Annotated in this window: 26 protein-coding genes; 8 read left to right on the top strand and 18 right to left on the bottom strand. The window is 42.7% G+C overall.

From position 1 onward, the window contains the following. Positions 1-781: 781 nt before the first annotated feature. Positions 782-2,422 (bottom strand): DUF6930 domain-containing protein, encoded by a 1,641-nt coding sequence (locus tag LC586_RS09665; RefSeq protein WP_229484345.1) that lies wholly within the window; start codon positions 2,420-2,422, stop codon positions 782-784. 328 nt (positions 2,423-2,750) lie between these two features. On the opposite strand from LC586_RS09665, the gene LC586_RS09660 reads away from it, so the two are divergent. The 3 genes from LC586_RS09660 to LC586_RS09650 all read left to right on the top strand — a co-directional run bounded on the left by LC586_RS09660 (position 2,751) and on the right by LC586_RS09650 (position 4,032). Then, positions 2,751-3,107 carry an iron-sulfur cluster assembly accessory protein gene (locus LC586_RS09660; protein WP_229484344.1) on the top strand — a complete coding sequence of 119 codons (357 nt, stop codon included), beginning with the start codon at positions 2,751-2,753 and terminating at the stop codon, positions 3,105-3,107. A 134-nt stretch (positions 3,108-3,241) separates the two neighbouring features. Further along, entirely contained in the window at positions 3,242-3,664 is a 423-nt protein-coding gene (locus LC586_RS09655) for a tetratricopeptide repeat protein (RefSeq protein ID WP_229484343.1), read from the top strand. 122 nt (positions 3,665-3,786) lie between these two features. Further along, positions 3,787-4,032, top strand: coding sequence for a DUF8620 family protein (locus LC586_RS09650; RefSeq protein WP_100900656.1), 246 nt, complete (start codon positions 3,787-3,789; stop codon positions 4,030-4,032). Positions 4,033-4,163: 131 nt separating this feature from the next. Here the strand turns inward: LC586_RS09650 and thyD are convergent, their stop codons facing one another. After that, positions 4,164-5,129 carry a thylakoid membrane protein ThyD gene (thyD, locus tag LC586_RS09645; RefSeq protein ID WP_229484342.1) on the bottom strand — a complete coding sequence of 322 codons (966 nt, stop codon included), beginning with the start codon at positions 5,127-5,129 and terminating at the stop codon, positions 4,164-4,166. Positions 5,130-5,324: 195 nt separating this feature from the next. Between thyD and LC586_RS09640 the strand changes: the two genes are divergently transcribed. Beyond that, the gene (locus LC586_RS09640; RefSeq protein ID WP_229484341.1) at positions 5,325-5,672 is read left to right on the top strand and encodes a hypothetical protein; all 348 of its coding nucleotides are present in this window, start codon (positions 5,325-5,327) and stop codon (positions 5,670-5,672) included. 72 nt (positions 5,673-5,744) lie between these two features. Here LC586_RS09640 and LC586_RS09635 read toward each other — a convergent pair whose 3' ends face one another. The 5 genes from LC586_RS09635 to LC586_RS09615 form a co-directional block, all read right to left on the bottom strand. Continuing rightward, complete coding sequence (locus LC586_RS09635) at positions 5,745-6,185, bottom strand: FHA domain-containing protein (protein WP_438822884.1); 441 nt, start codon at positions 6,183-6,185, stop codon at positions 5,745-5,747. A gap of 249 nt (positions 6,186-6,434) precedes the next feature. Next, the gene (locus LC586_RS09630) at positions 6,435-9,062 is read right to left on the bottom strand and encodes a heavy metal translocating P-type ATPase (protein WP_229484339.1); all 2,628 of its coding nucleotides are present in this window, start codon (positions 9,060-9,062) and stop codon (positions 6,435-6,437) included. Between the two features lie 135 nt (positions 9,063-9,197). Continuing rightward, positions 9,198-9,407, bottom strand: coding sequence for a hypothetical protein (locus LC586_RS09625; RefSeq protein ID WP_229484338.1), 210 nt, complete (start codon positions 9,405-9,407; stop codon positions 9,198-9,200). Positions 9,408-9,598: 191 nt separating this feature from the next. After that, the gene (locus LC586_RS09620) at positions 9,599-9,874 is read right to left on the bottom strand and encodes a TM2 domain-containing protein (RefSeq protein WP_229484337.1); all 276 of its coding nucleotides are present in this window, start codon (positions 9,872-9,874) and stop codon (positions 9,599-9,601) included. 475 nt (positions 9,875-10,349) lie between these two features. After that, positions 10,350-11,924 (bottom strand): CPBP family intramembrane glutamic endopeptidase, encoded by a 1,575-nt coding sequence (locus LC586_RS09615; protein WP_229484336.1) that lies wholly within the window; start codon positions 11,922-11,924, stop codon positions 10,350-10,352. A 113-nt stretch (positions 11,925-12,037) separates the two neighbouring features. On the opposite strand from LC586_RS09615, the gene LC586_RS09610 reads away from it, so the two are divergent. Continuing rightward, positions 12,038-12,736 (top strand): Uma2 family endonuclease, encoded by a 699-nt coding sequence (locus tag LC586_RS09610; protein ID WP_229484443.1) that lies wholly within the window; start codon positions 12,038-12,040, stop codon positions 12,734-12,736. A gap of 35 nt (positions 12,737-12,771) precedes the next feature. On the opposite strand, the gene LC586_RS09605 is transcribed toward LC586_RS09610, so the two are convergent. The 7 genes from LC586_RS09605 to sufB form a co-directional block, all read right to left on the bottom strand. Further along, positions 12,772-12,912: a hypothetical protein gene (locus LC586_RS09605; protein ID WP_309143369.1), complete on the bottom strand. Its 141-nt coding sequence runs from the start codon at positions 12,910-12,912 to the stop codon at positions 12,772-12,774. Between the two features lie 116 nt (positions 12,913-13,028). Further along, on the bottom strand, positions 13,029-13,661 hold the full coding sequence (locus LC586_RS09600; RefSeq protein ID WP_229484335.1) for a Uma2 family endonuclease: 633 nt from the start codon (positions 13,659-13,661) through the stop codon (positions 13,029-13,031). A gap of 164 nt (positions 13,662-13,825) precedes the next feature. Beyond that, positions 13,826-14,458: a Uma2 family endonuclease gene (locus tag LC586_RS09595; RefSeq protein WP_229484334.1), complete on the bottom strand. Its 633-nt coding sequence runs from the start codon at positions 14,456-14,458 to the stop codon at positions 13,826-13,828. Positions 14,459-14,723: 265 nt separating this feature from the next. After that, on the bottom strand, positions 14,724-15,986 hold the full coding sequence (locus LC586_RS09590; RefSeq protein WP_229484333.1) for a cysteine desulfurase: 1,263 nt from the start codon (positions 15,984-15,986) through the stop codon (positions 14,724-14,726). 14 nt (positions 15,987-16,000) lie between these two features. Then, positions 16,001-17,374 carry a Fe-S cluster assembly protein SufD gene (gene sufD, locus LC586_RS09585; RefSeq protein WP_229484332.1) on the bottom strand — a complete coding sequence of 458 codons (1,374 nt, stop codon included), beginning with the start codon at positions 17,372-17,374 and terminating at the stop codon, positions 16,001-16,003. A 71-nt stretch (positions 17,375-17,445) separates the two neighbouring features. Then, entirely contained in the window at positions 17,446-18,237 is a 792-nt protein-coding gene (sufC, locus tag LC586_RS09580) for a Fe-S cluster assembly ATPase SufC (protein WP_229484331.1), read from the bottom strand. 141 nt (positions 18,238-18,378) lie between these two features. Continuing rightward, positions 18,379-19,818: a Fe-S cluster assembly protein SufB gene (gene sufB / locus LC586_RS09575; RefSeq protein ID WP_109009508.1), complete on the bottom strand. Its 1,440-nt coding sequence runs from the start codon at positions 19,816-19,818 to the stop codon at positions 18,379-18,381. A gap of 247 nt (positions 19,819-20,065) precedes the next feature. On the opposite strand from sufB, the gene sufR reads away from it, so the two are divergent. Both sufR and LC586_RS09565 read left to right on the top strand, forming a co-directional pair. Then, on the top strand, positions 20,066-20,749 hold the full coding sequence (gene sufR, locus LC586_RS09570) for an iron-sulfur cluster biosynthesis transcriptional regulator SufR (RefSeq protein WP_229484330.1): 684 nt from the start codon (positions 20,066-20,068) through the stop codon (positions 20,747-20,749). 64 nt (positions 20,750-20,813) lie between these two features. After that, entirely contained in the window at positions 20,814-21,074 is a 261-nt protein-coding gene (locus LC586_RS09565; protein ID WP_229484329.1) for an NDH complex assembly factor CRR9, read from the top strand. Between the two features lie 379 nt (positions 21,075-21,453). Here the strand turns inward: LC586_RS09565 and LC586_RS09560 are convergent, their stop codons facing one another. Together LC586_RS09560 and LC586_RS09555 are read right to left on the bottom strand one after the other, a co-directional pair. Then, a complete protein-coding gene (locus LC586_RS09560) occupies positions 21,454-22,086 on the bottom strand; it encodes a hypothetical protein (protein ID WP_229484328.1) in 633 nt (210 codons plus the stop codon). Positions 22,087-22,419: 333 nt separating this feature from the next. Beyond that, a complete protein-coding gene (locus LC586_RS09555; RefSeq protein ID WP_100900674.1) occupies positions 22,420-22,746 on the bottom strand; it encodes a YbjQ family protein in 327 nt (108 codons plus the stop codon). Between the two features lie 632 nt (positions 22,747-23,378). On the opposite strand from LC586_RS09555, the gene LC586_RS09550 reads away from it, so the two are divergent. After that, positions 23,379-24,059, top strand: a complete 681-nt coding sequence (locus LC586_RS09550) for a tetratricopeptide repeat protein (RefSeq protein ID WP_229484327.1) — start codon at positions 23,379-23,381, stop codon at positions 24,057-24,059. A gap of 2 nt (positions 24,060-24,061) precedes the next feature. Here LC586_RS09550 and LC586_RS09545 read toward each other — a convergent pair whose 3' ends face one another. Beyond that, the gene (locus LC586_RS09545) at positions 24,062-24,964 is read right to left on the bottom strand and encodes an ABC transporter ATP-binding protein (RefSeq protein WP_229484326.1); all 903 of its coding nucleotides are present in this window, start codon (positions 24,962-24,964) and stop codon (positions 24,062-24,064) included. Between the two features lie 2 nt (positions 24,965-24,966). Further along, positions 24,967-25,163: hypothetical protein (locus LC586_RS09540; protein ID WP_229484325.1), on the bottom strand; the 197-nt coding region annotated here is incomplete at its 5' end.

Here is a 25,163-nt window from a genome sequence, read left to right as displayed (position 1 = left end):
AATTGAGGTAAAGTTAGCTTCTAATCATTGGTAATCTACTGTTGTTGACATATACATACAGCAGAATTCAAAGAGAACTCTAAGTTAAAGGAAAATCCAGAGCGGAGATTTGCTCCACTCTGGATTTCTCAATCTTTGGCTTTCTTAGAATTAGAAGTTCGGAGATTGACATCCTCACCGTCCTGAAGGAGCGGTGATTCCTCGCTACGACCCACGAGTCGCCGAATGGGGTTGACGCTTCACCAAGCACAACCTGCGAACAGGTCTTACAAGCCCTTGACAGAAGAATTCCAGAATCTTTCTCCCCTGCCCCCTTGCCTCTTGTTCAATTCAGCAATCCTGAAGGTTCCTCCAAGATTAGCTCTAGTTGGTGTACTTCACCGACTTGAAATCCACTGTAAATGTGGATTGCAAAGTGCTGCATCTTAAGAGCTATGAAGAGTGGTGAGTTAAAAGAACATTTACAAAGGTTGAAGCATATACAAATGCAAAAATCCTGAGTACTTTTTACTTTACTCAGCACTCAGTTTGTAAACCTTAAAAGGTAAAGCTTTCCCTTTTTCCTCTCCCGAATGCAGTTTTAGTCAATATGTGAATCAAATACACATCAACTTACAGCAGTTTGCAAGTAAGTAAGGTGCAAAATGCAGGACTTACGCATCATAATATAAAGAGTTTATAGCTCCTGCCTCAAAACTCGTAGTTTTGTACTTCATGAGGAAAACTGTTGTAATTTATCATAACCACAATTTGAGATTGAGGATTGGGGGAATTCGTGCAACTATTCAAATTTAAGTTGGGGCATTAGTTGAAGAGTGCCAATACCTAAATCTTTAGGTGAAAGCGATCGCGCTTCAAACAAAGCCATCATATCTCGTAACTGAGGATTGCCACGGGAAGCTCCGGTTAGCCCTTTAGCAATGATTAAGCCACAGTAGCCCTTAGTATTTTTACATCGCTGATTCCATTTTTTCCGGGCTTCTACATGAATAGGATCTTCATCTAAAAATTCCCCGAATAGGAACAATTCGCCATTTTGAGTTTGCAATAAACCCAGGTCGTAGCGATCGCCATCGAAGGGGTCAGCACCTGGATTAAAGCAAATTGCTCTCAGTCCCCCTATTGCTTCAATTCTTTCAATTACAGTTTTAGCCTTGGGCCGGGAAGTTTGAATTAAAATCACCGGCAAACCGTCACCCACTTGTTTGATTTCACCAGCCGGATGGTAGCTGACCCCTTTACGCAGGTACTCCAACATTTCCCAGGACACGACACCTAAGCTGAGGAAGGAATCTTCTGGTATCAAGTCATCTTGCAATGATTGGAAATTTGGGGAGTCAAGGTTTTCGCTTTCCTCATCATCGACATCAAAGCCTGCCATTTCCTCTAATTCTGCTGCTAATTGCGGCATGGTAGAGACTGTAACAGGCACTGATTTAGTTGATTCTTCTGACTGCGGCAGAGAAATGCGATAGCGACGGCTGAGGGTAGGGAAGATGTCCTCATGAAGGTGGCGACGGTGATCGCGAATAAAGCGGCTTAGACTTTCGATCGCAACGAAGATTACAAGTGCTTCTTCCTCATACAAAACAGAACGTAGCCCTTCTAAGGGGTGGATATTACCGAAAGTGGGGTCAATTTCTGATAATGGCAGATCCGCCAAATCATTTTCTTCATCCTCATCTTCATCGGTTTCGTCAGTACTCTCAAAGGTGAGAAATAGGCAATCTTGCTTGAGGAACGCTTCTTCTAGATGCTCCGTTGATTCCTCATCCGTTAAAACGGCGGCGCGAAACTGTTTTAAAGACTCTTCTGAGCGATAAAACAAAATCCCATACTCCATTCCCAGCATTCCCATGACTGAGGCGTAGAGTGTGCCAACATCCCACTTATTAATCTCGATTGACAAAATTTGCTGTTCTTCCAAAAATTCCCAAGGTGCTGCTTGCCAAATTGCAAATGCTTTTTCTCGCAAGATTTGTGCATACTGTGGGGGTAAGTCGGGGGTTTGACTATCGAGGATGTCGGCGAACCCGCGAAACAGTTCGTCAATTAAAGGCAGTTCTGGTGCATAGTCAATGGCAATATCTAAATCTTGCAGCACCCCCCGCAGGTAAAATTGGATCTCGCGGTCTTTGACTACAATTCTTTGGGGTCTGGCAGGTCTTGCCGGACTGTGAGGATGCTCCATTGCTTGCATTAAAGTCCGAACTATTGCTTCTGGGCCGATATCTGAAGCTACCACGTCCATTCCTCGAACCACACCTTGGGAGTAATCTACCCAAAGGATACATTCTCCCTTTTCCTCTGAGTCTGAGTACTGGTTTGGTGATGACAACGGACGGCGATCGCCCTCCCATACAGAAGGAATTTGAGTTAATTTCTTCAACCGACGACTGGTAGAGCGATTAAAACTTGTCATAGAATAAGTTAATCAAAAGAAGCAATTTGGAAGTAGACTTTGGGGGATAGCTAGCCTCGGATTAGGTTTTTATGGCTGCACCTGAAAGATAGTTGCTTCTGGTGACTGCCGCCAGGCTTGAATTCCAAAAATACCGAATCTCTAAACACACAGAGTCTCTCAATTCTAGAATAAAAATGTTTGGCTGCTTTTAACGGAGTGTTTACAATTTGGTATCTAGCGACATCTAAGCCGCTAGAATGAATACAAAAACACCAACGGCAACCCAGAGGCATTAACAAGCCGATATCGGGTAAAGCTTAGACTAATTAAGGAGTTAAAAAAGCAGATGACACAAGCAATTCAGTCTCAACAACGCGGAATTCTGTTGAGCGAAGCCGCATTGCACCAGGTAAAATCCCTCCGGGACAAGCAAGGCACAGACTTCTGCTTACGGGTAGGAGTCCGCCAGGGTGGCTGTTCAGGGATGTCTTACATGATGGACTTTGAAGACACTAGCAAGATCACCCCTCATGATGAAGTTTTTGACTATGATGGCTTCAAAATTGTCAGCGATCGCAAGAGTCTATTATATCTCTACGGTTTAATGCTCGATTACAGCGATGCCATGATTGGCGGTGGCTTTCAATTCACTAACCCCAATGCTAACCAAACTTGTGGTTGCGGCAAGTCATTTGGGGTGTAATATTGTCATTTGTCATTTGTCCCTTGTCATTGGACGAAAGACAAATGACTAATGACCCTTCGGGTTCACCAGTTGCTCATGGGGGAAACCCCCAAGACCGCACTGGCTCACCAATGACTAATGACTAATGACCAATGACTAATACAGTTGAATCCCTGTTTGATACAGGTTTAGAACGCTATAAGGCAGGAGAAGCGGTAGATTCTTTAATCCCTGTGTTTAAAGAAGTGTGCGATCGCGCTCCCAAAACTAGTGCTGCTTGGATTTGTTTGGCGTGGTTATATTTACTCGATAACAAACCCAATTTGGCTTACAAAGCTGCACAGAAAGCAGTCAAGTTAAATCCACAAGACCCACAGGCTAGAGTCAATCTCGCCTTAGCAATGCTGGACACAGGTCAAAAAGGTTTACGAGAACATATCGATATAGCACAACAGCTAATTTTTGTCAACGAAGAATGGCGCGATGAAATAAAAACCAGTATTGAAGACGGTTTAAGTAGAAAACCAAATTGGCAGAGTTTGACAAAAGTAAAAAATTGGCTATTGGAAGAGTGAGGAGTTAGGAGTGAGGAGTTAGGAGTTAGGAGTTAAATTCCAGTAGGGAATCCTCACTTCTAACTTACTTAATTAACAGTCCTACAGTCCTAAAATTTTGGGCAATTTAGACCAAACGATAGATGAAAGATAAATTGTTAAATTGGCTAAACACGATTTTAGTCGCAGATGTTTTTTTGGTTTTGTTTGGCTTTGTCTGGTTAGCGATCGCAGCGATCGGTGATTCTGTAGGAGTAAACTTGGGTTTGGATTTGTGGCATAAGCTGTGGCAACCCGTGTTTAACCCAGCGATCGGCATCCTTATGGGCGGTGCTATTCTCAGTGGTATTATCAGTTGGGTTTCCAAAAAATTTCTATCTAGTCAATAGTTAAGGGATTGAGCATTGGGGATTGGGCATGGGGCATTGGGCATGGGGCATTGGGCACTGATTTAACCGCATCTTCCCCTGCTCCCTCATCTTGCCCACTCCCCACTCCCCACTCCCCACTCCCTTTCAACCTATGTAAGAATTTGTCTTAATGCTGATTGCAAATTAGGATATTTGTACTCAAAACCTGTTTCCACGGTGCGCTTGGGAAAGACTTGCTGACCTTCTAAAACTACTATAGCCCCGTCTCCTAAAAGAGCTTCGATCGCAAAACCAGGAACAGGCAACCAAGAAGGGCGATTCATCACTTGTCCCAAGGTTTGGCTTAAATCTGCCATTCTGACTGGGTTAGGGGCAGTGCCATTATATACACCTTTTATTTCCGGTTTAGTTAAAGCTTGCAGAATCAGGCTAACTAAATCGTCTACATGAATCCATGAGAACCACTGCCGACCACTGCCAATGGGGCCACCAGCGAAAAGTTTGAAAGGCGGAATCATTTTACCTAAAGCACCACCATTACCCAGAACAATCCCAAAACGCAGAATTACCAACCGCACACCAGCATCTTGTACCTTTCTCGCTTCTGCTTCCCAGGCTTGGCAGACTTGGGCGAGAAAATCGTTACCAGATGTACTTGTTTCATCAAAGGTTGCCGTTTCACTGGTGCCGTAGTAGCCAATAGCCGAAGCGTTAATTAACACAGTTGGGAGGCAGCGCGTTGCGGGGGTTCCCCCCGTTGTAGCGACTGCCGTTTTGGGGTTAGCGTTGGCTATTGCTTCAACTATTTTTTGTGTACCTAGCTTCCGGCTATTGAGGATTTCTTGTTTGCGTTCTGGTGTCCAGCGTCCTTCACCAATAGGTTCTCCTGCCAAATTAACTACGCCATTACAACTAGCGATGACACTTTGCCAAGAACCAGATGCATTTGGTGTATAGGCAACAATTTCTACATTTGGAAAAGCCTCAGATGGAAAAACCTTTTGAGCAAAGGTGGTGTTCCGAGTTAATACTACTATTTGATGACCTTTTGCATGGAGTTGTTGTACCAAACGACTACCAACAAATCCTGTTGCTCCAGTAATTGCGACTTTCATGTTCTACCTCGCCAAACCTTTATTGTAAAGTTTTTGATCAAACTTTCAGCTTACGGCACTTTCGTTGTGGATAGAACAGATGTGACTGTGTATCTGGTAATGCCTGATCTCAAAAACTTTGCTTTTTGAATCACTTTTCGTTTAGATACTTCGGTATTATAGGATGGACAGAGTGTTGCAAGGCGTGGGGCTATTATGGCTCGCTATACCTGTTCATTTACAGTTTCTGTTCCTAGTGACCATCTGTTGCCGTTACTTGTAGAACTTCTACAGGACTGTCAGTTGGATATTCAATACTACACTGGCGATTATATTATCGCTCGTGAGGTTCCGGGCCATGTTCCTTTTCCTAAATTGATCACAGCAGAAGTATTGATTGATAAATCAAAATCTACTGAAGCAGAAACCCGGATGAGCATTGTGATTAAAAATGAAGAACTACCACTCCAACTAGATAATTACTGCCGACAAATGTTTGAAGTCATCAAGCAGGCTATTGAAAGTAGCCGCCATTGGCATTTGATTGAAAGTCTTGCAGGTTAGTTTTGGTGATTGAATTGACACTCCCACGCTTTCAAGTCGTGGGATTATCAAGCTCTTATTGATAGTTATAATTTACTCTTCCACATCCTCTAAATCCTCGGCCATACCGGGGTTTATTAGTGTAATATCGTACTCACTCGAATCCGTTTGTCCCAAACGCTGAGTATTTCTTAAAAGGTAATAAATGGCACGTACTTGAGGGCCAAAAACGATCTCGTCTTCATTTCTAAGATCGTGAGCTGGTATTTTACGTCCATTAATCATCAAACCGTTGGAACTAGGCTTGCCTTTGGCATCGCCATCTACAATCCGGTAATAGTAGCTATGACTATTATGATCTCGTGGCAATCTCACTAATGTGGCATGGCGGCGGGAGACAAACTGCGACATCAAACGGATATTACACTCACGATCTCTACCGATAGAGTAGACGGGGTGCTCCAGAGAAAATTCTTTGCGACCTTGATCGTCTTCAATAATCAGTAGATGGTTTTCATTGGTTTCTGCTGCCATTGACAAATTGGTGGAACTGTGATTGCTCAATATTGGTTTAGTATTGTATCTTGCCATTTTCGCGCACCATAAGTCTGTGGTGCTGATCTAAATAAGCTTTAAAGTTGCATAATACCTTGAAAGAGTAGAACATATTCGTTCTACTCCACTAGCTATGATAGCTTTGGTAAGTGTCCCAAGAGGCTTTATGCGCTGCGTAAAAGCTGACGGGGCGACTCAGTTTAACTTGAGATGGTTGAGATGGAAATTCTACGGGTGATGAGCTAATCGCCGTAATAATATTGAGTTTGTGACAACGCTAACAGAGCTAAAAGCCATTAATGCAGCAGCACCAGAGGGGTTAAGGACAAAACCCAGACTAGGGAACAAAACGCCTGCTGCTAAAGGAATGCCAACTGTATTATATGCAAAAGCCCAGAATAAATTTTGGCGGATTTTATTGAAAGTGGCGCGACTAAGTTGAATAGATTCGACGACATCGTTTAAGCGATCGCGCATTAGGACAATTTCAGCAGTTTCCATTGCCACATCTGTCCCAGAGTGTAAAGCAATTCCTACATCTGCTTGGGATAAAGCTGGAGCATCGTTGATTCCATCTCCTACCATTGCGACTACTGAGTGGGGAGTAGGGAGTGGGGAGTGGGGAGTTAGGAGTGAGGAGTTAGGAGTTTTCTTTTTCCTCTTGTCCCCTTGTCCCTTTGTCCCTTCTAACTGGAGAGACTGTATTGCAGCCGCTTTTTTCGCTGGGGGAACACCTGCTATTACATCAGCACTATCTAATCCTAGTTGTTTGGCTATGGCGCTAGCTGCTTCTGGGCGATCGCCACTGAGCAACATTACCCGTAAGCCCATCTGATGTAACTTGTCTACGGTGGATTGGGCATCTGGTCTGAGGGTATCAGAAACAGCAATTAACCCGGCTAAAATTCCCCCTACAGCTACGCAAACGACTGTTTTACCATCTGTTGCCAAATTCTGTGCTACCTGTTGTGCAGTTTCGTTAATGGCAATGCCGTGCCAACTCAACCAGTCCCAGTTACCCAACAGTACAACTTTGCCCTCTACCACAGCAGATACTCCTAGTCCTGGTTCCGTGTGAAACTCCACAGCCTCTGGAATAGATAACTGTTGCTGCTGTGCTTCTTGCTGAATCGCTTTTGCTAGGGGGTGGTGAGTACCGCTTTCTACGGCTGCTGCTAGTTGTATTAGGGATGAGGGGGATGAGGGGGATGAGGGGGATGAGGGGGATGAGGAGGACAAGGAAGAATTTACTTCCCTATCTCCCTCTACTCCCTCATCTCCCCCTACTCCCTCATCTCCCCCTACTCCCTCATCTCCTCCAATTAACAGACAATCTGTAACGATGGGATTACCCGTGGTCAGAGTGCCGGTTTTATCAAAGACGACGGTGTTTAACTGATGTACTTTTTCCAAAACGTCGCCGCCTTTGATTAACAGACCCCGTTCCGCGCCCATAGCAGTCCCGACAAGAATGGCTGTTGGTGTGGCAAGTCCCAAAGCACAGGGACAGGCGACTACCATAACTGCGATCGCTAGTTTTAAACTAATTAATAAAGGGGAGTGGGTAGAGACGCGATTAATCGCGTCTCTACCCAGTACAGACGCGATTAATCGCGTCTGTACGGAGTGGTGAGCGTGGCTGATCATTTCCATGTCACCAGACATGGTGATATCAGTCCAGATGTGAGTACCGAAAAAGTACCAAAAGACAAATGTTAATACAGATGCTGTCAGCACCCCGTAGGTAAAGTAACCAGCTACTGTATCTGCTAATTTCTGTACTGGGGCTTTCCGAGTTTGGGCGGCTTCTACTAGGGCGACAATTCGAGCTAAAGTTGTATCACTTCCAGTACGGGTTGTCTGAATAGCGATCGCTCCTGACTGGTTTAGCGTCCCTCCTGTTACCGGGTCGCCTGGTTGCTTAATCACTGGCACGGCTTCCCCAGTCAACATGGATTCATCCACCGTTGTTTTACCAACCACCACTTCACCATCGACAGGGATTTTATCACCTGGCAGCACTTGTACCCATTCACCAACACGCACCTGTTCAGCAGGAATCTCTACGCTAGAAGATCCCATTCCTCCTTTCTCTGGGTTGGCAATCAATCGCGCTACCTGTGGCTGGAGTGCTAACAATTTTCTAAATGCGGCAGCAGCGCGACCTCTAGCTTGTTGCTCTAATGTCCTTCCTAAGAGAATAAAGCCTAGCATCATTACTGGTTCGTCAAAGAAGCACTCCCAACCCATTTTGGGAAAGAGCAGCGCCACTAAACTAGCAATGTAGGCTGTCAGCGTTCCTAATCCCACCAGGGTGTTCATGTTAGGCGCATTTCGCCGCCAGCCCAGCCAGCCATCTACTAAAATCGGGCGACCGGGAATTAATAGGGCTACTGTCGCCAGTCCACAGTGAAACCAGATGTTATTTAGCACTGGTAGCACTGAGCTACCAAGATTACCAAAATGTCCACTTCCCGACAATAATAGTAAGATTGCAGCGATCGCTAACTGCCTAACAGAAGAGCGCATTTCTCGGCGTTGTCGTTCTGCTGGGTCTGGTAAGGTAGATATCTCGCCTGCGACTGTGCCATTAGGTTTTCGGGGTTGAGTCGGGAATCCAACGGCTGTTAATCTCTGTGCTAGTGCATCTGCATCTACCACACCAGTTTCTGACTCTACAACTGCTACTTCTGTGGCCAGGTTCACACAGGCACTCTTGACTCCTGGATGTTGGGTTAGCTGTCGCTCTACTGCATTCACACACCCCGCACACTTCATACCCCCAACATCGAGAATAATTTTCTCTAGGATTGGGTCAAATTCTGGGGCTAGCTTAGTTTTTGGGACAAGTTGCATGGCAAGTGTTTAGATTCGCTACAGAAATTCAACGCCTGAGTAAAAGCGTCTCTAATTTGAGCGTAGGCGAAATATGGAACTACGACTGTATGTCAACCCTATTAAATTTCTTAATTTATCGTATCTTGCTGAGGGTCAATGACGGCTCCAGCGTAGGTAAGTTACATAAATAATAGCTCCAACCTGCATTGGCATGAGGACAATCAGGCTTTTTAAGAAATAGTTTATTTCCAAATGAGACATAACGCTGAAAGACCCTATGCCCAACAAGAAGAATATTGCCCAGTTAAGCTGTTTAGGTTTGAGAATGAGCATATCAAACCGCTTCGCAAAGTCGTTAGTCATTAGTTATTAGTCATTAATCCAAGAGAAACCACGTCCCTTGCGATACCCTGAGCAAGCCGTTGGGTGGGCGTGGTTTGAATTAGTCCGATATCATTAGTTTTTTTCGCCCAGAAGGGGTGAGGTATGTACCAAAAACTCTTTATCAATACAAAGAAATATAATCTGCCTCTAGCATGAACTGCCTTTTTGCACTAAAACCAGCCCTGTTTATTCACAAAGTAGGTATTTACAAATTCTTCAGGGGATTTATTCAAGTAGATCATGCCTTCAATTAAACCTACAAGTTGCATAATTAACAAGGCAACACCGTAGGTGAAAGAACCCCCGACTACAGAAATCACCAACATGATAAAGCCTTCTGGAGCGTATCCTAAAATAAACTTATGAACCCCAAATCCTCCAAGGATAATGCCACAGTAACCAGCTAGAAGTTGTTTGGTAGGGTGACTGGGGTTGAGATTTGACATAGTGCTGCTCCTTGATAAGTGAGGTATAAAAATAAAGTCTTTCTTGTAATCAAAGCAAATACATTTACGTGCTTAATACATATATTTTTAATTTTTTTAGTACAAGTAAGCCCCAAGACAAATAACTAAAATCAGCGTACTTCTATTCCAGAGAGGACGCTAAAATGTCTTCTGGCATAGCCAGAAAATCTGGCGATCCTTAATAACTTTTGGGAGATTTGACGATCGCAAACCCTGGTGCGGCAATTTTGCTTTATCTTGAAAAGAATGAACCTCAATAATCAGCGAAAACTGCTACACCACTTTTTACAAGTCCATCAGTATTATTTCCGGATTTTTTTGCGTAGGCGTAGACATCGCTTCCATCGGGCGTGAAACGCGATCGCACCAATGACGAGATATAACTAGTAAATTGTTCTTATCTATGCAGATAAAATCAGATATTTGCGTTTTTAGCAACAGTATTAATTTTGTGCTAATTACCACCTAAAACAAATAGGCTTAATAATGTACCACTATTCCAGAGGCTGTGGAGGAGCATAGGAGCAAGGAGGTTGCGCGATCGCGTGTAAACGACCCCTAAGACAATCCCCAATGCAGTGAGGGGAAGAATTTCCGACAAGCTGAGATGAGCGATCGCAAACAAAAAACTACTTATAAGAATTGCTCCCCACACGGGTAAGTAGCGAGTTAGAGAGGGTAGTAAAAAGCCGCGAAACAGAATTTCTTCAAAAAATGGAGCTGCGATCGCTGCTGTGGAGAAAAATATGCCAAGTGCTACAGCATCTTGGCTTTCCAGCGCTAATTGTAACAGGGGGTTACTACCACCCTGTCCTTGCCATAGCTGTTGATTAATCAAAGATACCACCACAACTATAGGTAAAGCCGCGCAATAGCCTCCCAGTCCCCACAAAAACCAGTTATCTTGAAAACGGAAGCGAAACCAAAATTCTGGTAATGGAAAAAAGCGCTTGAGAGAAAAATACAGCACTAACAGCGCACCCGATGCTACCAGTAAGTAACTAACTAAAACATAAAAAGCCTGAAGTCGTACATCACCTACAGGACGAGGGATGGGGAGTAGCGATAGTAATAAAGGGACAAAAATTTGCCCCATGAAGAAAAAGCCGACGATAAAAACCTGCAAAATCGTTTCACCATCCCAAGGTGTTGACCAAAGGACATCAGCATTTTGAGCTAGTAACGAGGCTTTTCCTTTCAACAAGCGTTGAGCAAATAAGAAAATCAGCAGTATTAGACCAGTTAAAGCTGCCAAAGTGGGGATAGTGCCAATAACTGCTAATTTGATCACCGCTTGAGCAGCAGATTCTTGTTGTGCAGCTTTAACTGCTGATAACGCGTCTTGTCGTTGCTGGAGTTGGTATAGCTGAACCAAAGCAGTAGAGCGAAACCAACCTTCTAAATTCTTTTGAATCTGTTCTTGAGAATTTTGGAGCAGACGGGGAGGATTGCTCCACAGTCCACTTAATACAGCTGCGGTTTCTCCAAATTCTGGATTGATATCTGAGCGTTGTTGTAATTCGCTCCAGGTTTTGAGGGCTGTATCCGTCTGTCCTTGTTGTGCTTGTAAAATTCCCAGGCGCAAGTCTAATTCAGCCAGTAATTTTTGTAATTGCTTGAGGGACTGCTGTAACTGTTGCTGTCCCTGTTTAGAAGTTTTAGTAGTGGGAGGAACATCCGGTAGAGGTTTCGGAGGTATGGGAGTTATTTCAGGTTGAGAGCGTAATTGTGCAAGTTTATTGTTAACTTTGTCTAAATTAGCTTCAACTGATTGACGCGCCTCTTGATACTGCTTTGTGGCGCCCTCCAGGGGTTGCTCACCTAGTATTGCTTCCTGAATCGCTTTGAGATTGTCATCGCTGCTATCTTCTGATTGCCAAGCTTGGGCTTGGAGAGCAATATTGGTTTGGTATAGTTCTAGGCGACTTTGGAACTGAGGTTCTTGCCAACTACTAAATAAAGCCGAAACTGCCAACAGAACTGCTATCGGCGTCAGTACAAAAATTAAAACTAATCGCTTGAGTGTCATCTATCCCTCTTTTACTAACCAGTGGAGAGCGCGTCCCCCTTGGGAATTATCGCAAGAAAAAGTCAGAGGTGGATAGATATCATCAATATTATAAGTTTGCAATCGCACCCACCATGTTAAATTACAACCCATTGCACTGCTTACCCTCCGCCGAGGATCTGCCAGATTCTGACGATGAACCTGTGGATAATCAACTACAACATTTGATTCCTGGCTTGCTAGAAGCCATCTTAGCTTGGCTGTGGACAAGCCGGATGGATTGGTTTTTTGGCGTTGATATGGGGATATATTACGATCCCGAATTACCGCCGATTGTGCCTGATGGGTTTTTAAGTTTAGGAGTCGAGCGAGTTTTTGATGAGAACTTGCGTTTAAGTTATGTGTTGTGGGAAGAAAAGGTGATGCCGATTATGGCATTAGAAGTTGTTTCTCACAGACGGCGTGGGGAATACACCAGCAAAAAGAAACTTTATGCGGATATGGAGATTTTGTATTATGTTGTCTACAATCCCCAACGCCGAAGAAAACCACCTTTAGAAGTTTATCGCTTTGTAAATGGTGAATATGTATTGCAGCCAGGAAATCTAGTTTGGTTATCAGAGATAGGTTTAGCAATTGGTTATGAACGGGGAACCTATCAGGGAATTACGCGGGATTGGTTGTATTGGTATGACAAACAAGGAGTCAGATATTTAACACCAGAAGAACGAGCGATCGCTGCTGAACAACGCGCTACCACTGCTGAACAACGCACTCAAAGGCTAGCAGAAGAATTGCGAAGGTTGGGGATAGATCCAGATTCTTTGAGTTGATTTTGTGGGGTGCGATCGCTTTATTAACTGACAGTTCATTTAGATAAACCTAGTCTTTGCTTCACGGATTGCCAGGTTGAATCTTGGTTTGGGTTTTGGCCATGCATCTCCAAGCGTCTATCTAATTCTTGTTTTTGCTCATCGTTGAGAGGAATTTCATCAGGTGTGGTAAGAATGCTGTCGATGATGCCACTGTTTAAAAGCTATTAATATATCATAATTTGTAGTAATTTACACGCCTATTTTAGTTCGCAAGGCGGACAATTATCTACAGTACAAATTACTTGATTAACTATCCTAACTTCTCCCGCACCCAAGCCCGAAAGGATTTGAGTAAAGCAATTTCTCCCATACTTTTACTTTGCTCAATAAATCTGCTTATCTCACTCACTGATACTATAGGAAAGGCAATACCAAACTTACACTCGACATATTGCCCCTCTATCAACTGATAAAATTTTAAATTTTGCCCATCATATCTCCAAAGTTCAGTTACACCCAACGCTGAATAAATCCCCAATTTGTTAACTGAACTACTGGTAATGTCAATCTCAATTGCTAAGTCAGGCGGCGGATCATTTTCTAAATCTAAAGTTTGCTTACCCCTAATAGCTAGTTCATTCTGGATATAATAGCAAGTATCTGGTTCTATTCCCCGCTTTGATATTTTCCGCTTCAATGTTGTTGAACCAGCACTTCTCACTTCAATTTGTAATTCTTCAGCTAAGACTAGAATAAAACGATCAAATTGAATTTTGGGGTTTTCGTGTTCAAAAAGTGGAGTCATCATTTCTAAAACACCGCAGTCATAAGCAAACCGAGAACCTCTATCCTCACCTGTATCTCTCAACAAGGCTTCAAAGGTTTCCCAGCTAATGTTATGTAGCACTGTTCTTTGTTCACCAACCGTTGACTTGACAAGCATAGATTAAATAATTCGTAATTCGTAATTCGTAATTCGTAAATTTTGTTTTGTAATGGGGATTTAACGCCAACACAAAACAAAATTTTTATTGAACCGGGGGACTTAAACCCACGGAACTAGTTAAAAAAATAAGCCAGTAATTATATTTCTCAGTGAGTTACGCTTTAACCTATCTTTCCACGCACCCAAGTGTTGAAGGATTGCACCAAGTCAATTTCATCCATAGTTTTACTTTGCTGGATAAATCTATTCATATCACTAACACAAATTAAAGGAAAAGCTATACTAAATTTAATCTCAATATACTGGCTTTCTACTAATTGATAAAATTTTAAAATTTCACCATTATATCTCCATAATTCTCCGACACCTAAAGCCGCATAAATATTAAATTTATTGACAGAACTGCTAGTAATATCAATTTCTACTGCTAAATCTGGTGCTGGGTCTGTTGTTAAATCTAATTTTTGTTTACCTCTAATTAGTGGCTCATTTTGAATATAATAGCAACTATCGGGTTCTATTCCCTTTGCTATTGGTTTACGTTTTAATGTTGTAGAACCAGCACTTCTAATTTTAGTTTTTAATTCCACTGCTAAACCGAATATAAATCGGTCAAACTGAATTTTAGGATTTTCGTGTTCAAAAAGTGGAGTCATGATTTCTAAAACACCGCAGTCGTAAGCAAACCTAGAGCCTCTATCCTCACCTGTATCTCTCAGTAAGGCTTCAAAAGTTTCCCAGCTAACGTTGTCTAAGACTGTTCTTTGTTCTGCAAGGGTTAACTTAACAAGCATATTACAATCCTTTTTCCATCAGGATATTAGATAAAATCCCGATGATTTTACATATATCATTAATATAATACTCGCCCAAATCAATTTCAAGCACTTGCCCAATGAGCTTGAGAAACTTCCAGTTATTTCTAGTGATGACAATACCATAAATTTTCTGAATGTTATTGCCTTCACTTTGATTAACCTCCAGATACTAATTGTGCCAAATATTAGCAAGATATGTTGCTGATATTTGGCACAATCACTATCTGAATATTTTGTAACTTTAACCAACGAAACCTGCAAAAAAGTCGAGAGTTTCTTTCAGTGCTTTGATGAAAATATCAATTTCCTCGCGGGTGTTGTAGAAAGATAGACTTGCTCGTGCGGTTGCAGGAAGACCTAAGTAACGGTGTAATGGTTGAGTACAGTGGTGTCCAGAACGGATAGCAACGCCTTCTTGATCTAATAATGTAGATAAGTCGTTGGCGTGGACTTCCCCAGTGGTGAATGACGCAAGAGCGGCTCTACCCTCACCGTTAGCATTTGGTTTGGGGCCGTAAATTCTAATTTGGGGAATTTGCTCTAATTGTTGGAACAAATAAGCCGTTAATTCTGCTTCGTAGGCGTGGATTTTATCCATGCCGATACTGCTAAGATAATCTATCGCAGCACCAAGTGCGATCGCTTCTCCAATTGCAGGCGTACCAGCTTCAAATTTATGCGGTAATTCTGCATAGGTGGAATGGTCTAAATACACCTCTGCAATCATCTCGCCACCACCAAAAAATGGTGGCATTGATTCTAGCAATTCTAACTTGCCATACAGAAATCCTATCCCAGTTGGCGCACACATTTTATGACCAGAAGCTACCAACCAGTCACAATCTATTTTCTGCACATCGACAGGGAAGTGGGGAACACTTTGGCAAGCATCAACTAAGAATTTAGCACCGTAGCTGTGAGCGATCGCACCAATTTCTTCCACTGGATTAATGCAACCCAAAGCATTAGAAATATGCACCACCGACACCAACTTTGTTTTGTCGGAAATCAGCTTTTTAAACTGTGACAAATCAAAAGTTTCTTCTGGTGTTAATTCCACAAATTTCAATACTGCACCCGTTTTTTGTGCCACCAATTGCCAAGGCACAATATTACTGTGGTGTTCCATCACCGAGAGAATAATTTCATCTCCCGGCTGCAAATTATTCATTCCCCAGCTATAAGCTACTAGGTTAATCGCCTCACTTGCATTGCGCGTGTAGACGATTTCCTGACGCGATGCTGCATTGATAAATTTGGCAACTTTATCTCTAGCACCTTCATAAGCATCAGTAGCTTTAGCACTCAGCGTATGGGCACCGCGATGCACGTTAGCATTATATTGCTCGTAATAATCCCGCAGGGTATTTAATACGAACAAAGGCTTTTGCGATGTCGCAGCATTATCGAGATAAACCAGAGGTTTTCCGTTGACTTCCTGATGCAATATCGGGAAGTCAGCGCGAACTTTATCAGCAAGGGTTTTGGTAGGAGTGAAAGTCATTGGTAGATTAGTTATTACTCATTAGTCAGGGACTTGAGATTATTCACTGTGTTTAAAAGAATTTCTCGCAGAGAGGGAATCGGTATTTGGTTGATAACTTCAGCAGCGAAGGCGTTAATTAACAACTTCCGAGCATCGTTTTCATCAATTCCCCGACTTTGCAGATAAAATATTTCATCATCTTCCAATTGGCTAACGGTAGCACCGTGGGCGCATTTGACATTATCCGCAGTAATTTCCAATTGGGGTTTGGTATCAACTCTGGCTTTAGATGATAGCAGTAAATTGCGATTCAACTGGGCAGCATTTGTCAACTGCGCTGGTTTGGGTACAAAAACTTTACCATTGAACACCGCATGAGCGCGATCGCCTACAATACATTTATGCAATTGGTTACTTGTACCGTGAGGATAATTGAGTGCGATCGCACTGTGAGTATCAGACAACTGCTTACCAGAAATTATCGTCAACCCATTGAGAGTAGTTTGTGTCTGCTCACCAGTTTGCAAAATCTCCAAATTATGCCGTGACAACTTCGCACCTAAAGTTATGGCATGACTTGTATATCGACTATCACGAGCTTGGGTTACAGCAGTCTTCCCAATATGAAAAGCCTCTGCACCTTCCTGCTCAACCCTAGTGTGACTCACTTCAGCATTGTCACCCACCCAAACTTCCGTAACCGCGTTAGTTAAGTAAACTCCTTCCTCTGCGCTCTCTGCGCCTCTGCGGTTCGTATACTCCTCAACCAACCTCACCTGCGAACCACCTTCCGCCACCACCAAACAACGCGGCTGCGAAATCGTCGCAGTCTCCCCCGCAACCGAAATAAACACCAAATGAATTGGCGTTTCGACTACCACATTCTTCTTCACCCACACCACAGCTGCATCAGTTATCCCAGCCGTATTGAGAGCAGTAAAAACTTCCTGCGCTCCCTCAGCTTGAGCTAAATACTGCTGTACACCTTCCTGCTCAACCACAGACAAACCAGCCAAATTACTTACCACAATTCCATCTGGCAAATCTGTAACTGCGGATAACTCTGGCGCAAAAACGCCATTAACAAATACCAAACGACTATTAGCCGCCTCTGGCAAAATATCAAATTGCAAAGACGCAAAATTTCCCGTCTCTACATTAAATTGCACCTTTCGTAGAGACGACAAATCAGTAAACCGCCATTCTTCCTCGCGGGTAGTCGGGATAATCGAGTGACGTACCCAATTAGCAGCACTTTGGCGTAATTCCTGCAACCAACCTTCTGTTTTATTTGCCGTTACTTGATTTAACAACCCAACCAGATAATCATCTCTATCTAAGAGAGTCGATGTCAAACTGACTAAATTCGAGTTAGGTATTGGACTGGGAGAAACTTGAATACTCATTAGATACTCGTAAACTGGTTTACAATGTTAAGTAGTGCTGGAATTAAAAATCCCTATCAGGGATTGAAACATTACACACCCACCTCAGCAGCTGCAAATTCTTCCAGCACCCAGTCATAACCGCGAGACTCTAATTCCAGCGCCAGTTCCTTACCACCACTCGTAATAATCTGCCCCTGTGCCATCACATGCACAAAATCAGGCACAATATAATCGAGTAACCGTTGGTAGTGAGTAATCAAAATTGTAGAATTTTCTGGAGTTGCTAGTTGATTTACCCCATTCGCCACAATTCGGAGCGCATCAATATCCAAACCCGAATCTGTTTCATCCAAAATTCCCAACTTTGGTTCCAGTAGCGCCATTTGCAGAATTTCATTCCGCTTTTTCTCACCACCAGAAAACCCTTCATTCAAACTCCGACTGAGAAAACTGGGATTCATCTTCACCACATCCAGCTTTTCCTCAATCAAATCGTCAAAATCAAAAGCGTCTATTTCCTCTAAACCTTGCGCCTTGCGACGGGAATTGTATGCCACCCGCAAGAAATCCAAATTGCTCACACCCGGAATTTCTAACGGATACTGAAACGCCAAAAACACACCACTTCTTGCGCGTTCCTCCGGCTCCAATTCCAACAGATTTTGCCCCTGAAAAATCACCTCACCGCCAGTCACCTCATACGCCGGATGCCCAGCCAACACCTTAGAAAAGGTACTCTTACCAGAACCATTCGGCCCCATAATCGCATGAATTTCACCCGATCGCACATCCAGATTCACACCCTTAAGAATCGGTGTTCCATCAACATTAGCCGTCAAATTCCGTACTGACAGCACAACTTCACTATTTTCAATAATCATCTTCTCTCCCTTCTCTCTTCTCTTTCTTTGCGCCCTACCCTTCGGGAAGCCACTTCGTGTCTATGCGCCCTTTGCGGTTCGTTACTCTTCCTAAAAATAAACACAGAACGCCGATGTCTCTGTGTTTATCCTTGCTTCCATTTATCCAACACTGCCTTCCAACTTCAAACTCAACAACTTATCAGCTTCCACAGCAAACTCCATCGGTAGCTGATTGAAAACATCCTTACAGAAGCCGCTAATCATCATCGAAATAGCATCTTCTGAAGAAATACCCCGTTGAGCAAAGTAAAATAACTGATCTTCCCCAATCTTAGAAGTAGAAGCTTCATGCTCCACCTTCGCACCGTTATTTTGCACCTGAATATAAGGGAAAGTGTTCGCATGGGCATTATCCCCAATCAGCATTGAGTCACACTGAGAATAATTTCTCGCCCCTTTCGCTGTTGGATTGACTTTCACCAAACCCCGGTAGCTATTACTAGAATTACCTGCGGAGATTCCTTTAGAAATAATTGTACTGCGGGTATTCTTACCTACGTGAATCATCTTGCTGCCAGTATCGGCTTGCTGCTGATGATTTGTCAGCGCCACCGAGTAGAATTCACCCACAGAGTTATCACCCACCAACACACAGCTAGGATATTTCCAAGTAATTGCCGAACCTGTTTCTACTTGAGTCCAGGAAATCTTGGAATTTACGCCCTGACACAAACCGCGCTTGGTGACAAAGTTGTAAATACCGCCTTTACCATTGGCATCTCCAGCGTACCAGTTTTGGACGGTGGAGTATTTAATTTCGGCATTGTCAAGGGCGACAAGTTCCACAACGGCGGCGTGCAGTTGGTTGCTGTCATACATCGGTGCGGTGCAACCTTCGAGGTAAGAAACATAACTACCTTCTTCGGCGACAATCAAAGTCCGCTCAAATTGTCCCGTGTCACCAGAGTTGATGCGGAAGTAGGTAGACAGTTCCATTGGGCATTTCACGCCTTTAGGAATGTAGACAAAGGAACCATCGCTAAATACGGCGGCGTTCAAGGCGGCAAAATAATTGTCAGCTATAGGAACAACGCTACCCAAATATTTTTTGATCAGTTCTGGGTGTTCTTGCAACGCTTCCGAAAACGAACAGAAAATAACGCCGTCTTCCGCTAGCTTTTCTTTAAATGTAGTGGCGACAGAAACGCTATCGAAAATTGCATCAACGGCGACATTTGCCAGCCGCTTCTGTTCAGATAGGGAAATGCCTAACTTCTCGAAGGTTTCTAAAAGGGTTGGATCAACTTCGTCCAAACTGTTGAGTTTTTCTTTCTTGCGTTTTGGCGCTGAGTAGTAAATGATATCCTGATAATTAATTGGCGGATACTTGACATTCGGCCAAGTTGGTTCCGTCATTTTTTGCCACTGGCGATAAGCTCTGAGGCGAAAGTCCAGCATGAACTGCGGCTCGTTCTTCTTAGAGGAGATCAAGCGGATAACGTCCTCGTCTAGTCCACGCGGAATAGTGTCGGCCTCAATGTCCGTGACAAAGCCGTACTTGTAGGGTTGGTTGACTAAGGTTTTGACAGTGGCACTCATCAGTAATAATCTCTCGTGTTCGGAACTTGAATCTCTCTATAAGGATGGGAGACGGGGTTTCTTTAGCCGATTCCCATCTCGCGTTACGGAATGGTTACACGGCTGCTAGAATAGTGGTGGAGAGTAAAACAACAGCTATGTTGTTTAATCTATCTTCATTTTACGCTAAATTAACAACAACAATGTTGTCAAAGTCAAATTTTCAAATAAATTTTTGGGACGTTCGCTGAACGTTTCGCACCAGAAGATGGCGACTACCCACCAGTCCTCAACCAAGCAAGATATCCTAGAGTATCTGCACAAACACGAAAAAGCAACGGCTTTGGAGCTAGCTGAAGTTTTAGACGTTACCCCCCAAGCGATTCGTCGCCATCTCAAAGATTTGGAGACGGAGGAGCTAGTTTTGTATTCGACATCAGTGCAGGCGGCGGGGATGGGGCGTCCGCAGCATCTTTATCAGCTGAGTCGTCAAGGACGCGATCGCTTGCATCGAACAATGAGCGATCGCTTTGGTGATGGCCACGGAAATTTTGCGGTTTCGTTGCTAGACACCTTAGCCGAAACGGTAGGACACGACCAATTTAAATCGATTTTAGAGAAACAGTGGCAGCGCAAAGCCAAAGAATACCACGATCGCGTCGGTAACGGTTCACTGCGAGAACGTGTAGCCAACTTAGTAGAGTTGAGAAAAGCGGAAGGCTTCATGGCGGAGTATCACCCTGTTGATGTGAATGACTGCTTTGAGAGCGATCGCTTTATCTTAATGGAGCATAACTGCGCCATTTCCAACGTTGCCGAGTCTTTCCCCAGCATTTGTGGTCACGAATTAGAAATGTTTGCAGCCGTCTTACCAGATTGTACCGTAGAACGCACCCACTGGATTATTGATGGCGAACATCGTTGTGGCTATTTGGTACAAATTCGTCATTAGTCATTAGTCATTTTCTAATACCCAATGCCCTATACCCAACTAACTTTGAGATAGCATTTCATTTATGGATGTACCACCACAGCAACCATCAACACAATTTTTAACCCTGGAAGAGTCAGCAAAAGTAGACGCGGCTTTGTTGTCTTCCCCAGAAAAGTTTTTAACAAGATTGACAATTTCATCACTTAAGCTTTTGAAGCATATCGCCCAAGAGTACGGTGTTGCTATTGAAGATTTGACAACACAGCAAGTAATTGCCTGGTTTGAAAAAGATGGCAAAATTCGACGTGAACAAGGCATTGAAGGTTCATACCTGAAATGGTAAAGTTTTCATTTCATTGACTTTTAAAAAATAGCGATACAAAATATCCAGTTTCTAAAAAAGTCTCATTTAAATGAGGGACATAGCATTGCCGTGTCCCTAAGAATAACTATGTTTATCTGTGATTAATTATTTTTTTCTGTACCTTATACCATTTCTTTGTGAGGCTGCGTCAAACTCTTTTAACTTTCTTTCTTCCTTTCTTTCTTTCTTTGTGTCCTTTGCGTCCTTTGCGGTTCGTTCTTCTTTCTTGTACTTAAATAGGTTTAGCGCATCTTGATACAGAATTGATATTACTTATGTGGAACCGCTATAAACAAAAAGCACCTTGAAAAAGGTGCTTTTAAAGTTGATAACAACATTTTGTTTATCAAACAATTATTTAAGCATTGTAATTGTTAGCCCGAGGACTACGAGCTCCAGTTGCGGCTCCAATCATTGAGGCTATTAAACCCAACAAAGAACCAAACACAAACCACCACAATCCCGAACGTAAATTAGCTGCTGCATCACGAGCTTGTTGGGCAGTTATGTTTGCTTGTGGTACATTAACACCACCTTGCTGTTGTACCTGGTTTATGACTTCCCCAGCGTTAGAAGCAGCAACACCAAAAGCACCAGATACTCCATTTGCTAACAGCCATGAGCTAACAGCCAAAGTCGTTGCCCAAAGAATTGCGCCGTTAAGAAGAGCTGTATTGCGGTTCATCGGGCCACAAGCACGGGCTGTAACCCAACCACCAGTAAATAGGGAAATTAGTAAAGCGATAGTTGACCAAAGCCCCGCATTACCCGCGGCGTTAGGGGCAATTGATCTCGGTGCACCTGAACCTTCAACTGTGCCTGCCGCAAACGCACCAATCATAGCACTCAAAATTAATTGAGTGGCTAAAGCAACCAATAAACCAGAAATAATTGGCCCCCAGCGAACAAGATCATGATACTCAGCTACTCGGCCTGCTACCACAGGCTCAGTAGCAATACCTTCATTACCTGTCCGATTTACGTATGACATAGCTTATGTTCTCCAGTCCTGTTTCAGCAAAGTTGCTGCTTAGGTATATTCATGTTTATGCTTAAAATTAAATAGCTAAATCATCTACTTTTATATCTATCAATAGAAAGAGTTAATAGGTATATCTTTAGTGAGAAAAAGCAGATTTTTTTAACAAATTTTAATATTAAATATCTGAATAATTTTTTAGTAAATAAAATTTAATTAATATTTTGAAATTAAAACACAATTAATTATTAAAATTTCTGAAAAAACAGCTTTAATTGTGTATGCAATTAGACTCAAGACAAAACTTTGTAACGATTGTCAAAAGTAAGAATAATCAATCAAAAATTAACGCATCCTCACAGCAGTGCCTGTGGCAGTAATCAGCAAAAGAACTCCTGACTGGTCAAGATTGATTGTGCCAGTATCAATTTCAATCCCAATCACAGCATTTGCTCCTAAACGTTGTGCTCGTTGTTCTAATTCTTCTAATGCCTTGCGTTGACCCTGCTCAAATAGACGCTCATAGCTACCAGTGCGTCCACCAATAATATCTCGAATACCCGCCAAAAAATCCCGCAAGAAATTGCTGCCGTAGACTACTTCTGCTGTCACAATGCCTAAGTATGACTCAATAACGGCACCTTGAATCACATCAGTGGTAGTTATAATCATAAATTAGCCTCCTAAATGGCATACAAATTGATATTTTTTATTAAAATACACATACAAAACTACTTTGTCTTGATACAAGCTTCATAAACATCCTCTCACACAATTTTAGATTGCGAGTGCATTTACGCTCTTAATTGCTGGCTAAAAACTAACATTTTAAAAAACATTTAGCTTGTTAAATTTATCTTACCGTATAATGTCCAAAAAAGGATATAAACGCCTGGATGGCGCCTTCTTAAAGGGTAGTATAAAAGTGTGAATAATTGGATACATCTGCAAATTATTAAATAAAATAACAAACAGTAATGAATCTTAAATCCTCTGAAATTGGCGTATCGCTCTCTAAAATTAAGCTAGACGCCTGTTGGGTTATTCTGAGTGACACGTATAACTACTGACAAAAAAGTGTTATTTTGCTAGCCTACTGATTTATATGTAAGTAACTTCATCTAAACTTGATATCTTACACTTTCTCATTCAGTAAAAACTCTGTAATCTACTGCTGATTGTAAAGGAAAGAGTGAATGAATTATTAACATCTTAATTAATACGAAGAAATACAGTTTTCAAAAGTCCATATTTTTGTTTTAATGTACAAGAAAAAAGTCCTCTAAAATTTCAGGAAATTTACTGTGTACAAGCCAACATCATTTGTGCTGAGTGTGGTGTTATTAGGATGTTTTTCTTTGACTATACCTTCAGTGGCTCAGGCTCAGGTATTAGTAGCGCAAGGCAAAAACCCAGAGTTAAAGCAACTATTAGAAGAAGGACGGAGGTTAGTGGATACGGGCGATTATGGTGGTGCGATCGCAGTTTATCAGCGAGCAGCTAGGCTAGATGCCAAAAATGCTAAAATTCATTCAGGTATTGGCTACTTATACGCTCAACAGGGAAATTACCAGGCGGCATTAACAGCTTATCGTCGTGCGATCGCTATCAACCCTAACAATAGTGATTTTTATTACGCGGTGGGTTACATCAAAGCGAATTTGGGCGACACGCGTGGGGCAAAAGAAGGCTACCGTCGGGCCATACAGCTGAACCGTAACAACGTTAATGCCTATTTAGGATTGGCTGTGACGCAATCTCGGATGGGAGACTATACTGCTGCTAGCTGGGCATACCAACAAGCAATCGACTTGGATAAGAACAACGCCCAGACTTATGAGTTAATGGGTTCGATGTATAAACAGCGACGACAAACTAAACAAGCCAACAGCTTGCTTCAGAAAGCCCGTGACTTGTACAAGCGGCGCAATGACTCAGATGGCGTCAACAGGGTAGAAGCCATGCTGCGACAGTTAGGAGGATGAGGTTAATCTAACTGGCGTCCCGTTAATTCCACAAAAATATCTTCTAGGTTAGAGGGACGCACCATCATTCCGGTTTTATCGGGCTGTTCATTCAAGTAAATATTTGCTGCTTCCAAGGATGGGAAAAACAGATATTCCCAACTACGGGCGCTATCACTTCCCACTTCAGATACACCTAATTGTTTCATCACCAAACCTTCACCGTGAGCAGAACGCAGCTGTTGTAAAGTTCCTAAAGAAATCAGCTTACCGCTATCCATAATACCGATGCGTCCTGGCTTGGTAGAACCAAAAGCATCGCACAAAAATTCGACCTCATCCATATAATGGGTTGTCAGTAACATCGTCATTCCCTGCTTATTCAAATCTCGAATAATTTCCCAGAGGCGTCGCCTAGTTTGGGGGTCTAGTCCTACCGTTGGTTCATCCAAAAACAGAATTTGCGGTTGATGCAATAAAGCTCTCGCAATTTGCAATCGTCGTTTCATACCCCCAGACAGGGTTTTTACCAAATCATTACGTTTTTCTGCTAGCTCAACATACTCTAGCCATTGATTAATTAGTTTTTGTCGTTGTGGGTTGCTAATGTGATGTAGCCTCCCATGCAGTTCCATATTTTCCCAAACGCTTAAATCGTTATCCACACTGGTTTGCTGCAAGACTACGCCAATACTCTGTTTTGCCAACATTGCTTGGCTCATCACATCATATCCACCTACTTCTATCCGTCCTTGGGAGGGTTTTGTTAGTGTAGTCAGCATCCGAATCGTGGTTGATTTACCCGCACCATTCGGGCCAAGTAAAGCAAATATTTCCCCCGCTTCAATTTGGAATGACAGGTCATTGACTACAGGTACATTGTTGTAAAACTTGTAGACGTTTTCTAGAAAGACAGCAGCAGTCATAGTTATTTTGCTCCAATAAAAAATTTAAAATCACCAAAGTTTTGATGGTCACAAGCCAACCAACCCTGCGAGACGTGAGTTCGACGGATAGAAAACGGCAAAAAGCTTGCTAGATATGAAACATGAGAAACTAGACAGGTGTTGCGATCGCTAAAATTGATTGAGAATGAGCAAAAAAGGCACAAAAAAACGCCGAGAC

This window comes from Nostoc favosum CHAB5714 (assembly GCF_020829495.1).
GTDB classification, from domain to species: domain Bacteria; phylum Cyanobacteriota; class Cyanobacteriia; order Cyanobacteriales; family Nostocaceae; genus Nostoc; species Nostoc favosum.
Note: the sequence above shows the minus strand (reverse complement) of the source record. Positions and strands in the feature narration are given on the sequence as shown.